This is a genomic window from Arthrobacter sp. SLBN-100 (assembly GCF_006715305.1).
Lineage (GTDB): Bacteria > Actinomycetota > Actinomycetes > Actinomycetales > Micrococcaceae > Arthrobacter.
Window position 1 is genome coordinate 2,190,584 of sequence record NZ_VFMY01000001.1, and the last position, 17,293, is coordinate 2,207,876.

Genomic DNA, 17,293 nt, shown 5'->3' on the forward strand with positions numbered 1-17,293 from the left:
GGTGCGGTCAGGCGCCCAGCAGCAGGTTGATGGGTCCGCGGGCGAAGTACACCAGGAAGCCGGCACTGACCACCCACATCAGCGGATGGATCTTCTTCGCCTTGCCGGATGCGGCGCCGATGATGGCCCAGCTGACGAAGCCCACGCCGATGCCGTTGGCGATCGAGTAGCTCAGTGGCATGGTGACGATCGTGAGGAACGCCGGCAGCGCAACCGTGAACTTGTTGAACTTGATCTCCCGGATCTGCGCCATCATCATCGCGCCCACCACCACCAGCGCTGCGGCGGCCACCTCGAGCGGAACCACGCTGGTGAGCGGCGTGAGGAACATCGAGCCCAGGAACAGGACACCGGTCACCACTGACGCGAGCCCGGTCCGGGCGCCTTCGCCGATACCGGCGGCCGAGTCGATGTACACCGTGTTGGACGAGCCCGAGGTGGCCCCGCCGGCCACCGCGCCAAGGCCTTCCACGATGAAGGCCGACTTCAGCCGGGGAAACGTTCCGTCCTTGTGGGCGACGCCGGCGCTCTTGGCCAGGCCGGTCATGGTGCCCATGGCGTCGAAGAAGTTGGTGAACACCAGGGTGAACACCAGCATGGTGGCCGCCAGTCCGCCGATCCGGCCGAATGCTCCGAAGAGGTCGAACTGTCCCACCAGGCCCAGGTCCGGTGCGGATACCAGCTGGCCGGAGAGCACCGGGGTGTTCAGGTGCCAGCCGCCGGGGTTGGTGCTGCTGGCCGGTCCGAGCTTCAATATTGCTTCAACGAGGGCGGCCAGGAATGTGGTGGCCACAATGCCGATCAGCAGTCCGCCCTGGACTTTGCGGGCCACCAGGATGCCCATGGCCAGCAGGCCGACGACGAACACCAGGGTGGGAACGGAGGTGATGGAGCCGCCGTCGCCCAGCTGGACAGGCGGTCCGCCCGCCGTCGCCCGCACGAAGCCGGAATCCACGAAGCCGATGAAGGCGATGAACAGGCCGATGCCCACGGTGATGGCGGCCTTGAGCTCCTTGGGCACCGCCCGGAAAATGGCGGTCCGGGCGCCGGTGACCCCGAAGAGCACGATCAGGATGCCATTGATCACCACCAGTCCCATGGCCTCGGCCCAGGTGACTTCCTGGATGACCGAAACGGCCAGGAAGGAGTTGATCCCGAGCCCGGCGGCGAGGCCGAAGGGCAGGTTGGCGATGAGCCCGAAGAGGATGGTCATCACACCGGCGGTCAGCCCGGTGACGGCGCCCACCTGGGCGGCGGACAGCCATCCCCCGGCGACGTCGGTGGGGGCGTTGTCCGCGTTGAAACCGCCCAGGATCAGGGGGTTGAGGATGACGATGTACGCCATGGTGAAGAAGGTGACCAGGCCGCCGCGGAATTCGCGGGCCAGGGTGGAACCGCGCTGGGTGACCTGGAAGAACCGGTCCAGGAAGGAGTCCGGCGCCGGTGGTTTGGGAGTGCCTGTTGCGGGCTGGCGAGTGCGGGTACTGGGAGCCGAATGCTCTTCGTGGGAGTTGTCCAGGATGGTCATCCCAGCCGCCTAGTAATCGATCCTGGTTTCGAGTGTGTTCCAGCTGTTGAACGGTTCCAGCGGGGCGGGAGCCTCGGGATCGTCCAGCACCAGCTTCGAGACCGGCATCAGGGAATCCCTGTCCTGGTTGTCGAAGTATTCGTAGAAAACCGCGTCATCGAAGCCAGCGGAGGCGGCGTCATGCCGGTCGGCGGCGAAGACCACCTTTCCCACCCGGGCCCAGAGCGCGGAGGCCAGGCACATGGGGCATGGCTCGCAGCTGCTGTAGAGGACGGCGCCGGTGAGGTCGAAGGTGCCAAGTTCGCGGCAGGCCGTGCGGATGGCGGTGACCTCTGCGTGTGCGGTGGGATCGTTATCGGCCGTGACGCGGTTGACGCCCTCGAACGCCCGGCCGTCAGCCGTAACGATCATGGCTCCAAAGGGGCCCCCGCTGTTCAGGACGTTGGCCGTGGCCAACCTGATGGATCTGGCCAGAAATTGTTCGGCCGTGACGGTGGTACTCATGATGCGACTTCCTTTTGCCGGGAAGCCCGATGCCGCTTGCAGGACCAGTAGAACCAGGTGCGACGGTTACCAGGCTTCAGCATGTGCTGTGAAGGTTAAGTTGCGCCTGGTAGATAGCTTCCCGGTGACCGGGTGCCCGCCTTTGGCAAGATCGAGATTAGCACCTGAATGTGGGCTGCGCCATAGTCTTCTGGAAATTTAATTTCGCCATGTGAAATCCATGTTTCGGGAGCTTCACCCGTCCCGGTCATAATCCGCAAGGCGTTGACGCTTGGTCCTCGCGCCTTCTAGCCTAGGTCCCAGCCGCGCGGCTTCCGGAAACTTCCTGCTTCGCGGGCACTGCCTGCTTCGCGGGCGCGGCCTGCTTCGCGGGCGCGGCCACCTGGATCAGCAGACAGGGTCTCACTGAGCTGGAATAAATCAATTGCGCTCAGAGAAGGACAACCATGACGCCATCCAACGCACCCGATTCCCGCTTGTGGATCAAAAACCCGCAAGCGGCTTTCACCGCCAACCATCTCGACGCCTCGGGCGGACTGGTGGTCAGCGGCGGGAAAATCGTGGAGGTCCTTATGGCCGGGCAGCAGCCGTCCGAACCGTGCAACGAGGCTTTTGACGCCCGAAACCATGTGCTGTTGCCGGGCCTGATCAACACGCACCACCACTTCTACCAGACCCTCACCCGCGCCTGGGGTCCGGTGGTGAACGCCCCCTTATTCCCTTGGCTGCAGAACCTGTACCCGGTGTGGGCCCGGCTCACTCCGCGGGACCTCGAGCTCGCCACCACGGTGGCACTGGCGGAACTGCTGCTGTCCGGCTGCACCACGGCTGCCGACCACCACTACCTCTTCCCCGCGGGCCTTGAGGACGCGGTCGACATCCAGGTGGAGGCGGTCCGCCGGCTCGGCATGCGGGCCACGCTCACCCGCGGGTCCATGACGCTGGGAAGGGACGACGGCGGCCTGCCGCCGCAGTCAACGGTGCAGGCAGCAGAGGTGGTGCTGGCCGACAGCGAACGGCTGGTCCAGCAGTATCACGAGCGCGGCGACGACGCCGTGATCCAGGTTGCCCTGGCGCCGTGCTCGCCATTCTCGGTTACCAGGGAGATCATGGCCGAAAGCGCCGCCCTCGCCGAACGGCTGGACGTCCGGCTGCACACCCACCTCGCCGAGACCCTTGATGAGGAGGACTTTTGCCGGGAGATGTTCGGGCTTCGGACCGTGGACTACCTGGAAAGCGTTGGCTGGCTGACGGACCGTACCTGGCTGGGCCACGGCGTCCATTTCAGCGACGCGGAGATCACAAGGCTGGGAGCCGCGGGCACCGCCGTCGCGCACTGCCCCACCTCAAATATGAGGCTTGCCTCAGGCACAGCCCGGGTCCTGGAACTGGAGGACGCGGGAGTGCCCGTGGGGCTGGGAGTGGACGGCTCGGCGTCGAACGATGCCTCGAACATGATCCTGGAAGCACGCCAGGCGCTCTACCTCCAGCGGCTGCGCTACGGCGCAGATGTGCCGGTGGAGCGCGCCCTGTCCTGGGCCACCCGCGGGTCGGCTGCAGTACTGGGCCGTCCCGGGCTGGGCCAGATTGCTCCCGGAATGCAGGCAGATCTGGCGCTGTTCAAGCTCGATGACCTGCGCTTCTCCGGCAGCCACGATCCGGTTGCCGCACTGCTGTTGTGCGCCGCCGATCGGGCCGACCGGGTGATGGTGGGCGGGCAGTGGCGCGTGGTGGACGGCCTGATCCCGGGATTGGATGTTGGCAGACTTATCGCGGAGCACTCTGCGGCTGCCCGGCGGCTGGTGAACGGGTAGGACTCCGGAGCTGCCGAAACCTTCCTCGACGCGCAAATTTGCCTTCGACGCGGAAAAGGACTGGCGACACCGGAATTTGGGTGTCGCCAGTCCTTTTGGGCATCACCAATGAATATCTGCGTCGCTGCCCCGGCAACTACGAGCGCGGGCCGAACCCCGCGAGCCCATGTACCCAGCGCGAGAAGCGTCCGGGAACGTGCTCACGGTCCGCGGGAAGATAAAAATCCGGATCCGTCCCGCCGCCGAGGGGAAAGTAGAACTCCTGGACCGAGGGTGCCGCCACGGGCGCCGGTGCAACCGGCGCGGTGTCCTGCTGGTACATCCGATCCTCCTTCGAGGTCGTTGGAATAGTTCCGCGAAATGGAAGACAACTTTCGCTATGTGGAATAGGCTAAGGCGGCCCACGCCGCTTCGTCAAGGGTCGGCATCCGCCGCGGTCACAAAGTGAATTTTCGCTGTGTGATGTACACCACCGGCATCCGGAGGTACGCTGGATGTCAATTCGTGGCGTATGTCACGTAACCTGGGAGCAGCAGGCAGGGTCGTAATGAGCTGGCATCAATGGATGCCGGCTCTTTTTTGTTGGGTCGGCTCCACCGGAAACGCGCTTGAAATGCGCGCTTAATCTCAGTGATGGAACCTAGGTTCCACATACCGGAAGTTGGGACAGACCATGAGCAGCAAATTCATCCTCGGCGAAAACCAGTACGGAAAGGCCGAGGTCCGGGTCGTCAAGATCACCCGCGACAACGACCGCCACGAAATCGAAGACCTGAATGTCACCTCGCAACTGCGCGGAGACTTCGCGGCCGCCCACCTCGAAGGCGACAACGCCCACGTGGTGGCCACGGACACCCAGAAGAACACCATCTACGCCTTCGCCCGTGAAGGCGTCGGCTCCCCCGAGGCGTTCCTGCTTCGCCTCGGCGAGCACTTCACCTCCAGCTTCGACTGGGTCAGCGGCGGCCGCTGGGAAGCCGAATCCTACAGCTGGAACCGGATCCAGGCCCACGGCACCGGGCACGACCACTCCTTCGTGCGCAGCGGCCAGGAAGTCCGCACCGCCGTCCTGGTCCGCGGCGGCGGCGCCAGCCACCTCATCTCCGGGCTCAAGGACCTGACCGTCCTCAAATCCACCCAGTCAGGCTTCGTGGGCTACCCGAAGGACAAATACACCACCCTGCCCGAGACCACCGACCGCATCCTGGCCACCGACGTCTCGGCCCGCTGGCGGTTCAAGACCGGCACCGACTTCAGCGCGCTGGACTTCAACAAGAATTACGACGACGTCAAGGGACTCCTGCTCGAAGGCTTCACGGAGAAGTACTCCCACGCCCTCCAGCAGACCCTGTTCGACATGGGCACCAAGGTACTGGAAGCCCACAGCGAGATCGACGAGATCAAGTTCTCCATGCCCAACAAGCACCACTTCCTCGTGGACCTCTCGCCGTTCGGGCTCGACAACCCCAACGAGGTCTTCTACGCCGCCGACCGCCCCTACGGCCTGATCGAGGCCACCGTCCAGCGCGAGGACGCAACCCCCGCGGACATCGCCTGGTCCGGCATCGCCGGCTTCTGCTAAACCCGCCCCCCGATGATTGAGCTCGTCGAAATCCCTCGGTTTCGACGAGCTCAACCACCGGGGCCCCGCCTGCCGGGTTCCCTGACCGAACTTGCGAGGTTAGGGGGCAGGTAGGGAGCGAAACCCCACGCCTTTTCAGCCACACCGTTAGCCAGACCCCGTTAGCCAGACAATGACGTCTGCCATGAACCAAGAAAGTCTGCCATGAACATCAGAAAGAAACCGGCCGCTGCTGCCGCCGGAAAAGGCACCCGCTCAACCCGGCCGGAGGACCAGCGGCTCCCCATCACCAGCACATTTGCCTACGGCTTCCAGCACGTCCTGACCATGTACGGCGGCATCATCGCCCCGCCCCTGATCATTGGCGCCGCAGCCGGAATGTCCTCGCAGGACATCGGCCTGCTGATCGCGGCATGCCTTTTTGTCGGCGGGCTGGCGACTATCCTGCAGACCGTCGGCATCCGCTTCTTCGGCTCTCAGCTGCCGCTGGTCCAGGGCGTCTCCTTCGCGGGGGTCTCCACCATGGTTGCCATCGTTCACGGCGGCGGCGGGATCCAGGCGGTCTTCGGGTCCGTCATCGCGGCATCATTGATCGGCCTGCTGATCACACCGCTCTTTTCGAAGATCATCCGGTTCTTTCCGCCCGTGGTCACCGGAACGGTCATCACCACCATCGGGCTGACCCTGATGCCAGTGGCGGCGAACTGGGCCATGGGCGGCAACAGCAAGGCTGATAATTACGGCAGCATGGTCAACATCGGACTGGCCGCGGCCACCATGGCCATCGTCCTGCTGCTCAGCAAGGTGGGCAGCGCCGCCATCTCGCGCCTCTCGATCCTCCTGGCCATGGTCCTGGGCACCCTGATCGCGTTCGCCTTCGGCATGGCCGATTTCTCCAAGGTGGGCCAGGGCGAGATCGTCGCCTTCCCCACCCCGTTCGCCTTCGGCCCGCCGGTCTTCGAGATCGCCGCCATCATCTCCATGCTCATCGTCATCCTGGTGACCCTGACCGAGACTTCGGCGGACATCATCGCCGTGGGCGAGATCGTGGGCACCAAAGTCGATTCCAAGCGGATCGGCGACGGACTCCGGGCGGACATGCTCTCCAGCGCCATCTCGCCGCTGTTCAACTCCTTCACCCAAAGCGCATTCGCCCAGAACGTGGGCCTGGTGGCCATCACGGGTGTCAAGAGCCGCTTTGTGGTCAGCGCCGGCGGCCTGATCCTCGTTATCCTCGGCCTGCTGCCGGTGCTTGGCCGGGTGGTGGCAGCGGTGCCGACGCCCGTCCTCGGAGGTGCCGGCGTCGTACTCTTCGGCACGGTGGCCGCCAGCGGCATCCGCACCCTGTCCAAGGTGGAGTACCGGAACAACATGAACCTGATCATCGTGGCGGCCTCCATCGGGTTCGGCATGATCCCGATTGCCGCGCCGGCTTTCTACGACAAGTTCCCGTCCTGGTTCGGCACCATCTTCCACTCGGGCATCAGCTCCGCGGCGGTCATGGCCATCCTGCTGAACCTGCTCTTCAACCACCTCAAGGCCGGCAACTCCGAGAACCAGTCCGTGTTTGTTGCCGGCACTGAACGGGTTGTGCGGGAAGAGGACCTGAAATGCCTGGCCGACGGCGACCGCTTCGAAGGCGGCAAGCTCATCGACTGCGACGGCAAGGAAGTCCGTGTCGAGTCGTCCGAGAAGGCCTCAGAGCATTAGCAACACCACCAAAATAGCGACGGCGGCCCGCTCCGGAATGGAGGGGGCCGCCGTCGTGGTCAGCGCAGGAGTGGATTCAGGTGCGGTTCAGTTCCAGCGAGATGGCCTCGGCAGCCTGGCGAAGGACGGGCACGGCCTTGTCGGCGAAGTGCTCGTCCACCCGGGAAACGGGTCCGGAAACCGAGATCGCGGTGGGAGTGGGAGCATTGGGCACCGCCATGGCGAAGCAGCGCACGCCGAGCTCCTGCTCCTCCTCGTCGATGGAGTAGCCCCGTTCCCGGATGAGCTTGAGATCGGCCAGGAGGTCGTCAACGTCGCCGATGCTCTTGGAGGTTGGGGTCGGCATCCCGGCACGGGTCACGATGCCGCGCACCGTCTCGTCGTCCAGCTGGGCCAGGATGGCCTTGCCGACGCCGGTGGCATGGGTATGGGCGCGCCGGCCCACCTCGGTGAACATGCGCATGGAGTGCAGCGAGGGCACCTGCGCCACGTAGATCACCATGTCCGAGTCCAGCACGGCCATGTTGGAGGTTTCGCCCAGCCGGTCCACCAGCGTTTTCAGCTGTGGACGGGCCACGGCACCGAGCTGCTTGCTGGCTCCTTCGCCCAGCCGGATAAGCCGCGGGCCCAGTGCGTAGCGGCGGTTCGGCAGCTGCCGGACATACCCAAGGGACACCAGCGTCCGCAGCAGCCGGTGGATAGTGGGCAGCGGAAGGTCGGTGGACGAGGACAGTTCGCTGAGCGTGACGTCCCCGCCCGCGTTCGTGATGAGCTCCAGCAGTTCGAAGACGCGCTCTACCGACTGCACACCGCCCGAGGCTTTTTCTGCCATTCCGTTGTCTCCTACGGCTCGGAATCCGACAACTCTTATCCGCATCGTGAAAAGAGGTGTTTAGAACACCCAACATACCGCACGGCGCTACGCGGTGGGATGCATCCATCCCAGTCTTATTCCGAAGGCTTGTATTTCCATCTTGTAGATAATAATATCCATAATACGAAAACTTTGGTTTCAGAAAGACAGACCGGACAAGGCCCGATGCAAGGCCCAACAGGAGGACATTCAATGGCGAACCCCAGCCCCGGAAATTCGATCACCCTGCGCGTGGAAGCACCGTCGAGCTTCAGCGCCACCAGCGAGCTCGCCGCAGCTGTGGGAGCAGCCGGCGCCGCCATCACCGCGCTGGACGTCAGCGAATCCCACCACGAGACCCTCGTCGTGGACGTCACCTGCAACACCACCGACGACGAACACGCCGCCCGCGTCAAGGACGCACTGAACGCGCTCGACGGCGTCACGGTCCAGCACGTCTCGGACCGCACCTTTCTCATGCACCTGGGCGGCAAACTGGAAGTTGTCCCCAAAGTAGCCCTGCGCAACCGCGACGACCTTTCCCGGGCCTACACTCCCGGCGTCGCCCGCGTCTGCCTCGCCATCGCTGAGGACCCTGCGGCGGCGCGCAACCTGACCGTCAAGCGCAACACCATCGCCGTGGTCACTGACGGCTCTGCGGTGTTGGGCCTGGGCAACATCGGGCCGGCCGCAGCACTGCCGGTGATGGAGGGCAAAGCGGCCCTGTTCAAGCAGTTCGCCAACGTGGACGCCTGGCCGGTCTGCCTGGATACCCAGGACACCGAAGAGATCATCAAAATCGTCAAGGCCCTCGCACCCGTCTACGGCGGCGTGAACCTCGAGGACATCGCCGCCCCGCGCTGCTTCGAAATCGAGAACCGGCTCCGCGCGGAACTGGACATCCCGGTATTCCACGATGACCAGCACGGCACCGCCATCGTCACGCTCGCCGCCCTGGTCAACGCGCTCCGCGTGGTGGGCAAGAAGCTGGCCGAGGTGAAGATTGTGGTTTCGGGGGTGGGCGCAGCCGGCTCCGCCATCATCCAGCTGCTTAAGGCACAGGGCGCCCAGCACATCATCGCTGCCGGCCGCGCCGGCGCCATCCATTCCGGTGAGACCTATAGGGACGAGCACCGCAGCTGGATCGCGGCCAACACGAACGAGGAAGGCTTCGCCGGCACGCTCCACGAGGCACTCGTCGGCGCGGATGTCTTCATCGGTGTCAGCGCCCCGCACGTCATCGGCGAGGAGCAGGTGGCCTCCATGGCCACGGACGCCATTGTGTTCGCCATGGCCAACCCGACGCCGGAGATCGACCCCGTCATCGCGTCCCGGCACGCCGCCGTCGTGGCCACCGGCCGCAGCGACTTCCCCAACCAGATCAACAACGTGCTGGCTTTCCCGGGCTTCTTCCGCGGCCTGCTCGACGCCGGCGCCTCGGACATCACCCCCGAGATGCTGGTGGCCGCCGCGGAAGCAATCGCCAAGCGGGTAGCTGACGACGAGCTCAATGCCAGCTACATTATCCCCAGCGTCTTCGATCCCCACGTCGCCGCCGATGTTGCCTCAGCCGTTGCCGCTGCCGCCCACGCCGCAAACGTGGCAACCGCAGCTGCTGCAACCTCGGCCGAAGCAGCCCAGGTTCCCGAAGCCGCCCTGGCCAGCGCCTGATTCACCGCCTGACTTCAGCACAAGGAAAGGACCAGAAATGGCCATCACTGTCACAGACCCCCGGCCCATTGACCGCGCGGAGGAAATCCTCACCCCGAAGGCCCTGGCCTTCATCGAGGAGCTCCACAACCGCTTCGCCGGCACCCGCAACGAACTCCTCGCGGCCCGTGCCGTCAAGCGGCAGCGCGTGGCCGAAACCGGCAAGCTGGATTTCCTGCCGGAGACGCAGGACGTGCGCGACGGCGACTGGAAGGTTGCGCCGGCACCGGCAGCTCTGCAGGACCGCCGGGTTGAGATGACGGGTCCAGCCTCACCGGCAAAGATGGCCATTAATGCACTGAACTCGGGCGCCAAGGTGTGGCTCGCGGACCTCGAGGATGCCAGCACGCCCACGTGGGGCAACGTCATCGACGCCATCCTGAACCTCCGTGACGCTGCCCAGGGCACCCTCAGCTACACCTCGGACGAAGGCAAGGAGTACAGGCTCCGCACGGACGCGCCGCTCGCCGTCGTGGTGGCCCGTCCCCGCGGCTGGCACATGCCGGAGAGGCATCTGCTCCTCAACGGTGAACCTGCCGTGGGCGCGCTGGTGGACTTCGGCCTGCACTTCTTCCATGTGGCCAAGCAGCTGGTGCTCAACGGGCAGGGCCCGTACTACTACCTGCCCAAGATGGAGAGCCACCTCGAGGCCCGGCTGTGGAACGATGTTTTTGTCTTCGCCCAGGAATACCTGGGATTGGGCCAGGGCACCATCCGCGCCACGGTGCTGATCGAGACCATCCCGGCCGCTTTCGAAATGGAGGAGATCCTGTACGAACTGCGGGATCACGCCTCCGGCCTGAACGCCGGCCGGTGGGACTACCTGTTCAGCATCATCAAGTACTTCCGCGACGCCGGCGAGGAGTTTGTGCTCCCGGACCGCGCCTCGGTTGCCATGACCGCGCCGTTCATGCGCGCCTATACCGAACTGCTGGTGAAGACCTGCCACAAGCGCGGTGCCTTCGCCATGGGCGGCATGGCGGCCGTGATCCCCAACCGCCGGCATCCCGAAGTCACCGAGGCGGCCTTCGCCAAGGTCCGTGCGGACAAGACCCGCGAGGCAAATGACGGCTTCGACGGTTCCTGGGTTGCGCACCCGGACCTGGTTCCCACCTGCCGAGAGGTGTTCGACGCGGTGCTTGGCGACAAGCCGAACCAGCTGGACAAGCAGCGCCCCGAGGTTTCCGTTACGGCGGAGCAGCTGCTGGACGTCACGTCCGCTGAGGGCCAGGTCACCGAGGCCGGACTGCGGCTGAACCTTTATGTGGCCATCGCCTACACGGCGGTGTGGCTGTCCGGGAACGGCGCCGTGGCCATCCACAACCTCATGGAGGACGCCGCCACAGCCGAAATCTCCCGCTCCCAGGTGTGGCAGCAGATCCGCAACAAGTCGGTCCTCGCGGACACCGGCAATACCGTCACCCGCGAACTGGTGGAGCGGATCCTGGGTGAGGAAACCGAACGGCTGCGCGCGGAGTTCGGCGATGAGGCTTTCCGCCGCTACTACCAGCCCGCCAGCGAACTGATTGCGGACATCTGCCTCTCGGAGGATTACACCGACTTCCTCACCACCCCGGCCTACGAGCTGGTGGGCTGAGGCATGGCCGGATCACCCAAGCCGTCTTTGTCTCCGGGGGACCTGGCGCACATCGACGGGCAGCTCGCCGCGACAGACCGCCTGCTGGAGCAGAACTACCCGGGCGACGACGGCTCCCGCCAGCCCGTGCACACGGTGTACGTTCCCGCGGACCGGTTCACGCCGTCGTTCGCCTTGGACTGGGGCGCGGAGGCACAGGCTACGGCTGCCGCCCAGGGCGGGCTGGAAAAGCTCGGCGCGCTGCTGGGCCAGGACGCCGGACTGGCCGAGGCGGTCGCTTCGCGTGTCGAAGCCAAGCTCGCCAGCGAACCGATCGAGGACCTGCGGCTTGATTTTGAGGACGGTTTCGGGGACAGGGGCGACGACGCCGAGGACGCCGCCGCGGTTGCCGCGGCTTCCGCGGTGGCCGCCGCCGCCGCGGCCGGCTCCGCTCCCCCATTCATCGGCATCCGCTTCAAGTGCTTCGAAGCGGCCACCCGTGCCCGCGGGCTGCGGACGCTGGACCTGTTCGTCTCCGGCCTGGCCGCGGCCGGCGAACTGCCCGAAGGGCTGATCCTTACCCTGCCCAAGGTCACCACCGTGGCCCAGGTACAGGCCATGGACTACGCCGTGTCCCGGCTCGAGGAGGTGCACTCGCTTCCGGCCGGACGGCTCCGTTTCGAGGTGCAGGTGGAAACGCCGCAGCTCATTCTCGGGCCGGACGGGACATCGCCGGTGGCGCAGTTGCCGCACGCCGTGCCGGGCCGGATCAGCGGGCTGCACTACGGCACCTACGATTACTCGGCATCGCTGCAGATCTCGGCTGAATACCAGTCGATGGAGCACCCGGTGGCGGACTTCGCGAAGGAAGTCATGCAGCTGGCCGTGGCCGGCACCGGCATCCGGCTCTCGGACGGCTCCACCAACATCATTCCTGTGGGCGACAACGTGGAGAACGCCTGGCAGCTGCACGGCCGCCTGGTCCGCCGGTCGCTGGAACGTGGCTTCTACCAGGGCTGGGACCTGCATCCGGCCCAGCTGCCCAGCCGCTTCTCCGCCACCTACGCCTTCTACCGGGAAGGCCTTCCGGCCGCCGCCGCCCGCCTGCGGAACTACGTGGAACGGGACAACGCAGGCGGCACCGCTGGCGGCGTGATGGACGAACCGGCCACTGCCCGTGCACTGGCCGCCTTCGTCCTGCGCGGCGTCCAGTGCGGGGCCGTAGGTGCCGAGGAAGTCCAGGCGCTTGCCGGCGTCGGAATCCCCCAGCTCACGGCACTGGCGCACCCGCGGCTCGCCACCACTTCCAACTCCTAGATAAGGATCTCTTCCATGGGCAAGTACTACTCCCCCACCGGCGGGCTGCCGCCGCAGACGCACCTGACCACCGAGCGGGCCATCGTCACCGAGGCGTACACGGTGATCCCGAAGGGCGTGATGACGGACATCGTCACGTCCAACCTGCCGGGCTTTTCGAACACCCGGTCCTGGATCATCGCACGCCCCATCTCCGGCTTCGCCACCACGTTCTCGCAGCTGATTGTGGAGATCGGTCCGGGTGGCGGCGCACCCAAGGCTGAGTTCGAGTCCGGCGTGGAAGGCGTCATTTTCGTGACCCAGGGCAAGGTCAACCTCACCCTCGACGGCGAACTGCACCAGCTGGAGGAAGGCGGCTACGCCTATCTGGCTGCCGGGTCAGAGTGGGGCCTGGAGAACGTTTCCGACGACGTCGTGTCCTTCCATTGGATCCGCAAGGCATACGAACGGCTTGAGGGTTTCGAGGCCAAGTCCTTCGTCACCAATGAAAAAGACGTGGAGCCGACGTCGATGCCGGACACCAACGGCGCCTGGAAGACTACCCGCTTCACGGATTCCAACGATCTGGCACACGACATGCAGGTGAATATCGTGACGTTCCAGCCCGGCGGCGTCATTCCGTTCCCCGAAACCCACGTGATGGAGCACGGCCTGTACGTCCTGGAGGGCAAGGCCATGTACCTGCTGAACAACGACTGGGTTGAAGTGGAGGCCGGCGACTTTATGTGGTTGCGCGCCTTCTGCCCGCAGGCCTGCTACGCCGGCGGCCCGGGCGAGTTCCGCTACCTGCTCTACAAGGACATGAACCGGCAGGTGCGCCTCACCTAGAACCCTCCCCAAGGGGCAAAATGGGTCCTATGGGCACAACCCAGGGCCGGCAGTGGAAGCGGACCGCAGCAGTCCTGTGCACAGTCCTGCTGGTGGCACCGTCAGCCGGGTGCACCGGGGAACCGCGTCCGCCCGAACCGGACAAACCGGCTGCATTCGCCCTCCTGGAGTCCTTCAGCGCCCGGATGCTGGAGGAAGGCGCGCCCGCGGTATTGATCGCCGTCCGCAACAAGGGCAACAGCTGGACGCACGCTGCAGGCGTCCGGAATGTGGAAACGGGTGAGCGTGCAATGGTGTCCGATCCCGTCCACATCGGCGGCGTCACGGAATCCATGGTGGCGGTTTCGGTGCTCAAGCTGGTTGAGGAGGGCAAACTCGACCTGGACAGCCAGGCCAGCAACTACCTACCGGAATTCGGCAGCGTCCTCCATCCACCCGGGCCGATCACCGTCCGCCAGCTCCTGACCCACGAATCCGGCCTCCCCGACTTCTCCGTCCCCCTTCTGGCCTCCGGCACCTGGGAGGAGACAATGAACCGGCCGCTGAGCCTCGAACAGCAGCTCGCCCTGGCCGCCAGCATTCCTTGGGAACGGAGGCTGGCCCAGATTTTCGACTACTCGCGGTCCGATTACGCGGCCCTGGGGCTGATGATCGAGCGGCTGCGCGGCCAAAGCATCAGCCGGGTGCTGGCTGCAGATATCGCCCAACCGCTTGGCCTGACGGAAACCAGCCTTGGCGGCAGGCCTTCGGCCACCATGGTCCACGGTTACGTCACCGTCGAGGGTAAGCGGCTGGACGTGGCGGATCCCGCCTGGCAGGGCGAACTGCCCTCCGGCGGAGCCGTCTCGACTGTGGAGGACGTCAACAGGTTCTACGCGGCGCTGTTGCAGGGCAACCTGCTCCCGCCGGACAGGGTGACGGCGATGAAGGGCGGCGACTCGCAGTATTACGGCTTTGCCCTGCGCCGGTGGAACAACACCTGCAACAACCGTTTCTACTACGGCCTGCCCGGTGACACCGACGGCTACGGCATGATCACCATGACCAGCGAGGACGGCAGCAGGCAACTGACCTTGTCAGTCGCCTACCCGCCCGCGCCGCCAACCCTCCAGCTCAACCCGTTGATCTACGAGATGCAGGATGTGGCGCAGGAAGCCCTGAACAGCCTGTGTGAAGCAAACTAGGGGTTGAGGACCACCTTGATGCAGCCGTCCTCCTTCTTCTGGAACTTCTCGTACAGCGCCGGCGCCCCCTCCAGGCCTGAGCGGTGGGTCACCAGATCCATCACACCCAGCGGATCGGCGTCGTCCTCCACCAGGGGCAGCAGGTAGTCCGTCCAGTGCCGCACGTTGCACTGGCCCATCCGCATCTGAAGCTGCTTGTCAAACATGGTGAGCATGGGCATTGGGCTGGCCTGGCCGCCATACACCCCGCTCAGGGACACGGTCCCGCCCCGGCGCACGGCGTCAATGGCGGTGTGCAGCGCTGCCAGCCTGTCCACGCCGGCTGTTTCCATCGCCTTCTGCGCCAGCTTATCCGGAAGCAGACCCAGTGCCTGGTGCGCGAACCCGGCCACAGGGGATCCGTGCGCTTCCATGCCGACGGCGTCCACCACCGCGTCCGGTCCCCGTCCGGCAGTCATGTCCCGCAGCTGGTCCGCAACATCCTTGCTGTAGTCGAGGGTTTCCACCCCGTGCCGTGCTGCCATCTCGCGCCGTTCGCGGACCGGGTCCACGCCAATTACCCGGAAACCACGGTTGACGCCGATCCGGGCAGAAAACTGCCCTACGGGCCCCAGGCCGAAGACGGCCAGCGTGCCGCCAGGGGCGACGTTGGCGTATTCAACGGCCTGCCACGCGGTGGGAAGGATGTCGGAGAGGAACAGGTACCGTTCGTCCGGAAGCTCTGTTCCCACCTTGATTGGACCATAGTCGGCGTGCGGCACGCGCAGGTACTCGGCCTGGCCGCCGGGAACGGAACCGTAGAGCTCCGAGTAGCCGAAGAGGGCGGCTCCCGAGCCCTTGTCCTTAACCTGGGTCGTCTCGCATTGCGACTGCAGGCCCTGCATGCACATATAACAGTGGCCGCAGGAGATGTTGAAGGGGACCACCACGCGGTCGCCCTTGCGCAGGTTGCTGACGCCGCTGCCCACTTCCTCCACGATGCCCATGGGCTCGTGGCCGATCACATCGCCCTTGTGCATGTACGGGCCCAGCACCTCGTACAGGTGCAGGTCCGATCCGCAGATCGCCGTGGAGGTGATCCGGACAATGGCGTCCGTGGGCTCCTGGATGACGGGATCCGGCACCTCTGCCACGCTTACCGACCGCTTTCCTTGCCACGTCAGTGCTTTCACAGTCTCCCTTTCTCTGGATCCGGGCGTCACGCCCTTTCCTCGACGCTAGCGGCTGTCGGACGAAAAAGTAAGCAGGCTGATGAAAGTCTTGTCGTCCCGGCTTGCTGCTCCTAGCGTAGGAAGGGCCAGACCACCAGAGATGACGAATGAAAGAGGAACACCATGTCGCTCTACCAGCCGGAACCCGTTGAAATTTCCACGCGGATGCGTCCCGGAGAATGGACGGAGGCCAGCCTGGAGGAGCTCGTCAACGAGTACCGGCAGAGGATTGTGGAGATGGGGGCCAGCGCCACCGACGTCGTCACCGACATTGAGCGGGGCGACGACGGTTCCGTGCGGGTGGCGGTTTCCTGGGACAAGCCGGCCAATGCCGGCGACGAGGACGCCGTCGCGGGCGGGCAGACGCTCTGAGGCAGGATCAGGAGGCCGGCGACAGCAGCCGGCCCACGGCGCTTGTGATCAAGTTATCCAGCAGGTCGCGCGGCCCCGCGTAGACTTCCACAGCGCCGGCTTCCCGAAGTTCCCCGGCATTGACCCCGCCGCAGGTGACCCCGATAGCCGGGATCCCCAGTGCGGCGGCGGCCTTCATGTCCCACACGGCGTCCCCCACGAATACAGCATCCGCTGCTTGAACGCCGATGGCTTCAAGCGCAGCGGCAAGGATGTCGGGGGACGGCTTGCTTTCCTCGGCGTCGTTGGCACTGGTGGCGGCATCAATGAACGCATCGGCGTCGAGGGTGGACTTCATGACCTGCAGGTCCTGGTTGCGCGCAGAGGACGCGAGCGCGACGGCGAGACCCACCGCATGGCACTGGGCCAGCAGCTCCTTAGCGCCATCGAACCTGCGCAGTGCCGGCCAGTGCGAGGCGTAAAGCGCGGCATGGCTGGCCATGATCTCCGGATCAAGGGACTTGTCCCGGCCGGCCGGCAGGAGGCTGTCCACCAACCGGTCACCGCCCATACCCACAAAATGGTGGATCGACGCCATCGGAATGTCGTAGCCCTGCTGTCGGAAGGCGCCCCACCAGGAGATGGTGTGGATGTACGAGGAATCGATCAAGGTGCCGTCAACGTCAAAGAGAATCCCCCGGCGGCGCCCGCCGTCAGGGGATCCGGGTTCCTGCGGCGCCATCAGCTGACCGCAGCCCGTTTGGCATCCGCGGTTTTCCGAGCCCGGGAGGCCTCCTCCTTGGGAGTGTTCACAGGACGCACGCGTTCCCTGATGACCGTACCGGCGCCGTCGTGGCTCTTATCCCTGATGAGGCCTGTGCCGGCAATCTCCCGCGCCATTGCCACCCCGGCAACGGCCGCCCGCTTAGTGGGAAAGGTGACCGAGATGGCCATCAGGTTTCCGGTACCGTCCATCATCCGGACCCTGTAGCCGCCGTCGGGCGCGTCCACGAGCTCAAAATAACCGGCCATTGCAATCACTCCTCCATCAGTCACGGGATTGTGCTTCTGAGGGCACTCCATGAGGTGTTAGTAAGTATACTTATCTATTTCGCGAAGGAGAAG

16 protein-coding genes are annotated in these 17,293 nt (G+C 65.3%); 9 read left to right on the plus strand and 7 right to left on the minus strand.

Going from position 1 to position 17,293, the window contains the following annotated elements; genetic code table 11:
* Positions 1–7 precede the first annotated feature (7 nt).
* Complete coding sequence (locus FBY31_RS10225; RefSeq protein WP_142040152.1) at positions 8–1,528, minus strand: NCS2 family permease; 1,521 nt, start codon at positions 1,526–1,528, stop codon at positions 8–10.
* A gap of 9 nt (positions 1,529–1,537) precedes the next feature.
* The gene (locus FBY31_RS10230; protein ID WP_142040155.1) at positions 1,538–2,032 is read right to left on the minus strand and encodes a nucleoside deaminase; all 495 of its coding nucleotides are present in this window, start codon (positions 2,030–2,032) and stop codon (positions 1,538–1,540) included.
* Positions 2,033–2,478: 446 nt separating this feature from the next.
* Here FBY31_RS10230 and FBY31_RS10235 point away from each other — a divergent pair, with 446 nt between their 5' ends.
* On the plus strand, positions 2,479–3,846 hold the full coding sequence (locus tag FBY31_RS10235; RefSeq protein ID WP_142040158.1) for an 8-oxoguanine deaminase: 1,368 nt from the start codon (positions 2,479–2,481) through the stop codon (positions 3,844–3,846).
* 136 nt (positions 3,847–3,982) lie between these two features.
* Here the strand turns inward: FBY31_RS10235 and FBY31_RS10240 are convergent, their stop codons facing one another.
* On the minus strand, positions 3,983–4,168 hold the full coding sequence (locus FBY31_RS10240; RefSeq protein WP_142040161.1) for a hypothetical protein: 186 nt from the start codon (positions 4,166–4,168) through the stop codon (positions 3,983–3,985).
* 351 nt (positions 4,169–4,519) lie between these two features.
* Between FBY31_RS10240 and pucL the strand changes: the two genes are divergently transcribed.
* Positions 4,520–5,428 (plus strand): factor-independent urate hydroxylase, encoded by a 909-nt coding sequence (pucL, locus tag FBY31_RS10245; protein ID WP_142040164.1) that lies wholly within the window; start codon positions 4,520–4,522, stop codon positions 5,426–5,428.
* A gap of 204 nt (positions 5,429–5,632) precedes the next feature.
* Positions 5,633–7,138 carry a nucleobase:cation symporter-2 family protein gene (locus FBY31_RS10250; RefSeq protein WP_142040167.1) on the plus strand — a complete coding sequence of 502 codons (1,506 nt, stop codon included), beginning with the start codon at positions 5,633–5,635 and terminating at the stop codon, positions 7,136–7,138.
* A gap of 76 nt (positions 7,139–7,214) precedes the next feature.
* Here the strand turns inward: FBY31_RS10250 and FBY31_RS10255 are convergent, their stop codons facing one another.
* Complete coding sequence (locus FBY31_RS10255; RefSeq protein WP_142040170.1) at positions 7,215–7,970, minus strand: IclR family transcriptional regulator; 756 nt, start codon at positions 7,968–7,970, stop codon at positions 7,215–7,217.
* A 234-nt stretch (positions 7,971–8,204) separates the two neighbouring features.
* Here FBY31_RS10255 and FBY31_RS10260 point away from each other — a divergent pair, with 234 nt between their 5' ends.
* From FBY31_RS10260 to FBY31_RS10280, 5 genes are read left to right on the plus strand one after another with little or no spacing between them, the layout of a single operon-like run.
* Positions 8,205–9,662, plus strand: coding sequence for an NAD-dependent malic enzyme (locus FBY31_RS10260; protein ID WP_142040172.1), 1,458 nt, complete (start codon positions 8,205–8,207; stop codon positions 9,660–9,662).
* A 37-nt stretch (positions 9,663–9,699) separates the two neighbouring features.
* On the plus strand, positions 9,700–11,298 hold the full coding sequence (gene aceB / locus FBY31_RS10265) for a malate synthase A (protein WP_142040175.1): 1,599 nt from the start codon (positions 9,700–9,702) through the stop codon (positions 11,296–11,298).
* Between the two features lie 3 nt (positions 11,299–11,301).
* Positions 11,302–12,594 carry a DUF6986 family protein gene (locus FBY31_RS10270; protein WP_142040178.1) on the plus strand — a complete coding sequence of 431 codons (1,293 nt, stop codon included), beginning with the start codon at positions 11,302–11,304 and terminating at the stop codon, positions 12,592–12,594.
* A 15-nt stretch (positions 12,595–12,609) separates the two neighbouring features.
* The gene (locus FBY31_RS10275; protein ID WP_142040181.1) at positions 12,610–13,422 is read left to right on the plus strand and encodes a bifunctional allantoicase/(S)-ureidoglycine aminohydrolase; all 813 of its coding nucleotides are present in this window, start codon (positions 12,610–12,612) and stop codon (positions 13,420–13,422) included.
* A 29-nt stretch (positions 13,423–13,451) separates the two neighbouring features.
* On the plus strand, positions 13,452–14,606 hold the full coding sequence (locus tag FBY31_RS10280; protein ID WP_142040184.1) for a serine hydrolase domain-containing protein: 1,155 nt from the start codon (positions 13,452–13,454) through the stop codon (positions 14,604–14,606).
* On the opposite strand, the gene FBY31_RS10285 is transcribed toward FBY31_RS10280, so the two are convergent.
* Positions 14,603–15,778: a zinc-dependent alcohol dehydrogenase gene (locus tag FBY31_RS10285; RefSeq protein ID WP_142040187.1), complete on the minus strand. Its 1,176-nt coding sequence runs from the start codon at positions 15,776–15,778 to the stop codon at positions 14,603–14,605. The genes FBY31_RS10280 and FBY31_RS10285 overlap by 4 nt on opposite strands.
* A gap of 162 nt (positions 15,779–15,940) precedes the next feature.
* On the opposite strand from FBY31_RS10285, the gene FBY31_RS10290 reads away from it, so the two are divergent.
* Positions 15,941–16,189: a hypothetical protein gene (locus FBY31_RS10290; RefSeq protein WP_142040191.1), complete on the plus strand. Its 249-nt coding sequence runs from the start codon at positions 15,941–15,943 to the stop codon at positions 16,187–16,189.
* Positions 16,190–16,196: 7 nt separating this feature from the next.
* Here the strand turns inward: FBY31_RS10290 and FBY31_RS10295 are convergent, their stop codons facing one another.
* Both FBY31_RS10295 and FBY31_RS10300 read right to left on the minus strand, forming a co-directional pair.
* A complete protein-coding gene (locus FBY31_RS10295) occupies positions 16,197–16,910 on the minus strand; it encodes an HAD family hydrolase (RefSeq protein WP_142040194.1) in 714 nt (237 codons plus the stop codon).
* The gene (locus FBY31_RS10300) at positions 16,910–17,200 is read right to left on the minus strand and encodes a hypothetical protein (protein ID WP_142040196.1); all 291 of its coding nucleotides are present in this window, start codon (positions 17,198–17,200) and stop codon (positions 16,910–16,912) included. The genes FBY31_RS10295 and FBY31_RS10300 overlap by 1 nt, the downstream gene beginning before the upstream one ends.
* Positions 17,201–17,293 lie beyond the last annotated feature (93 nt).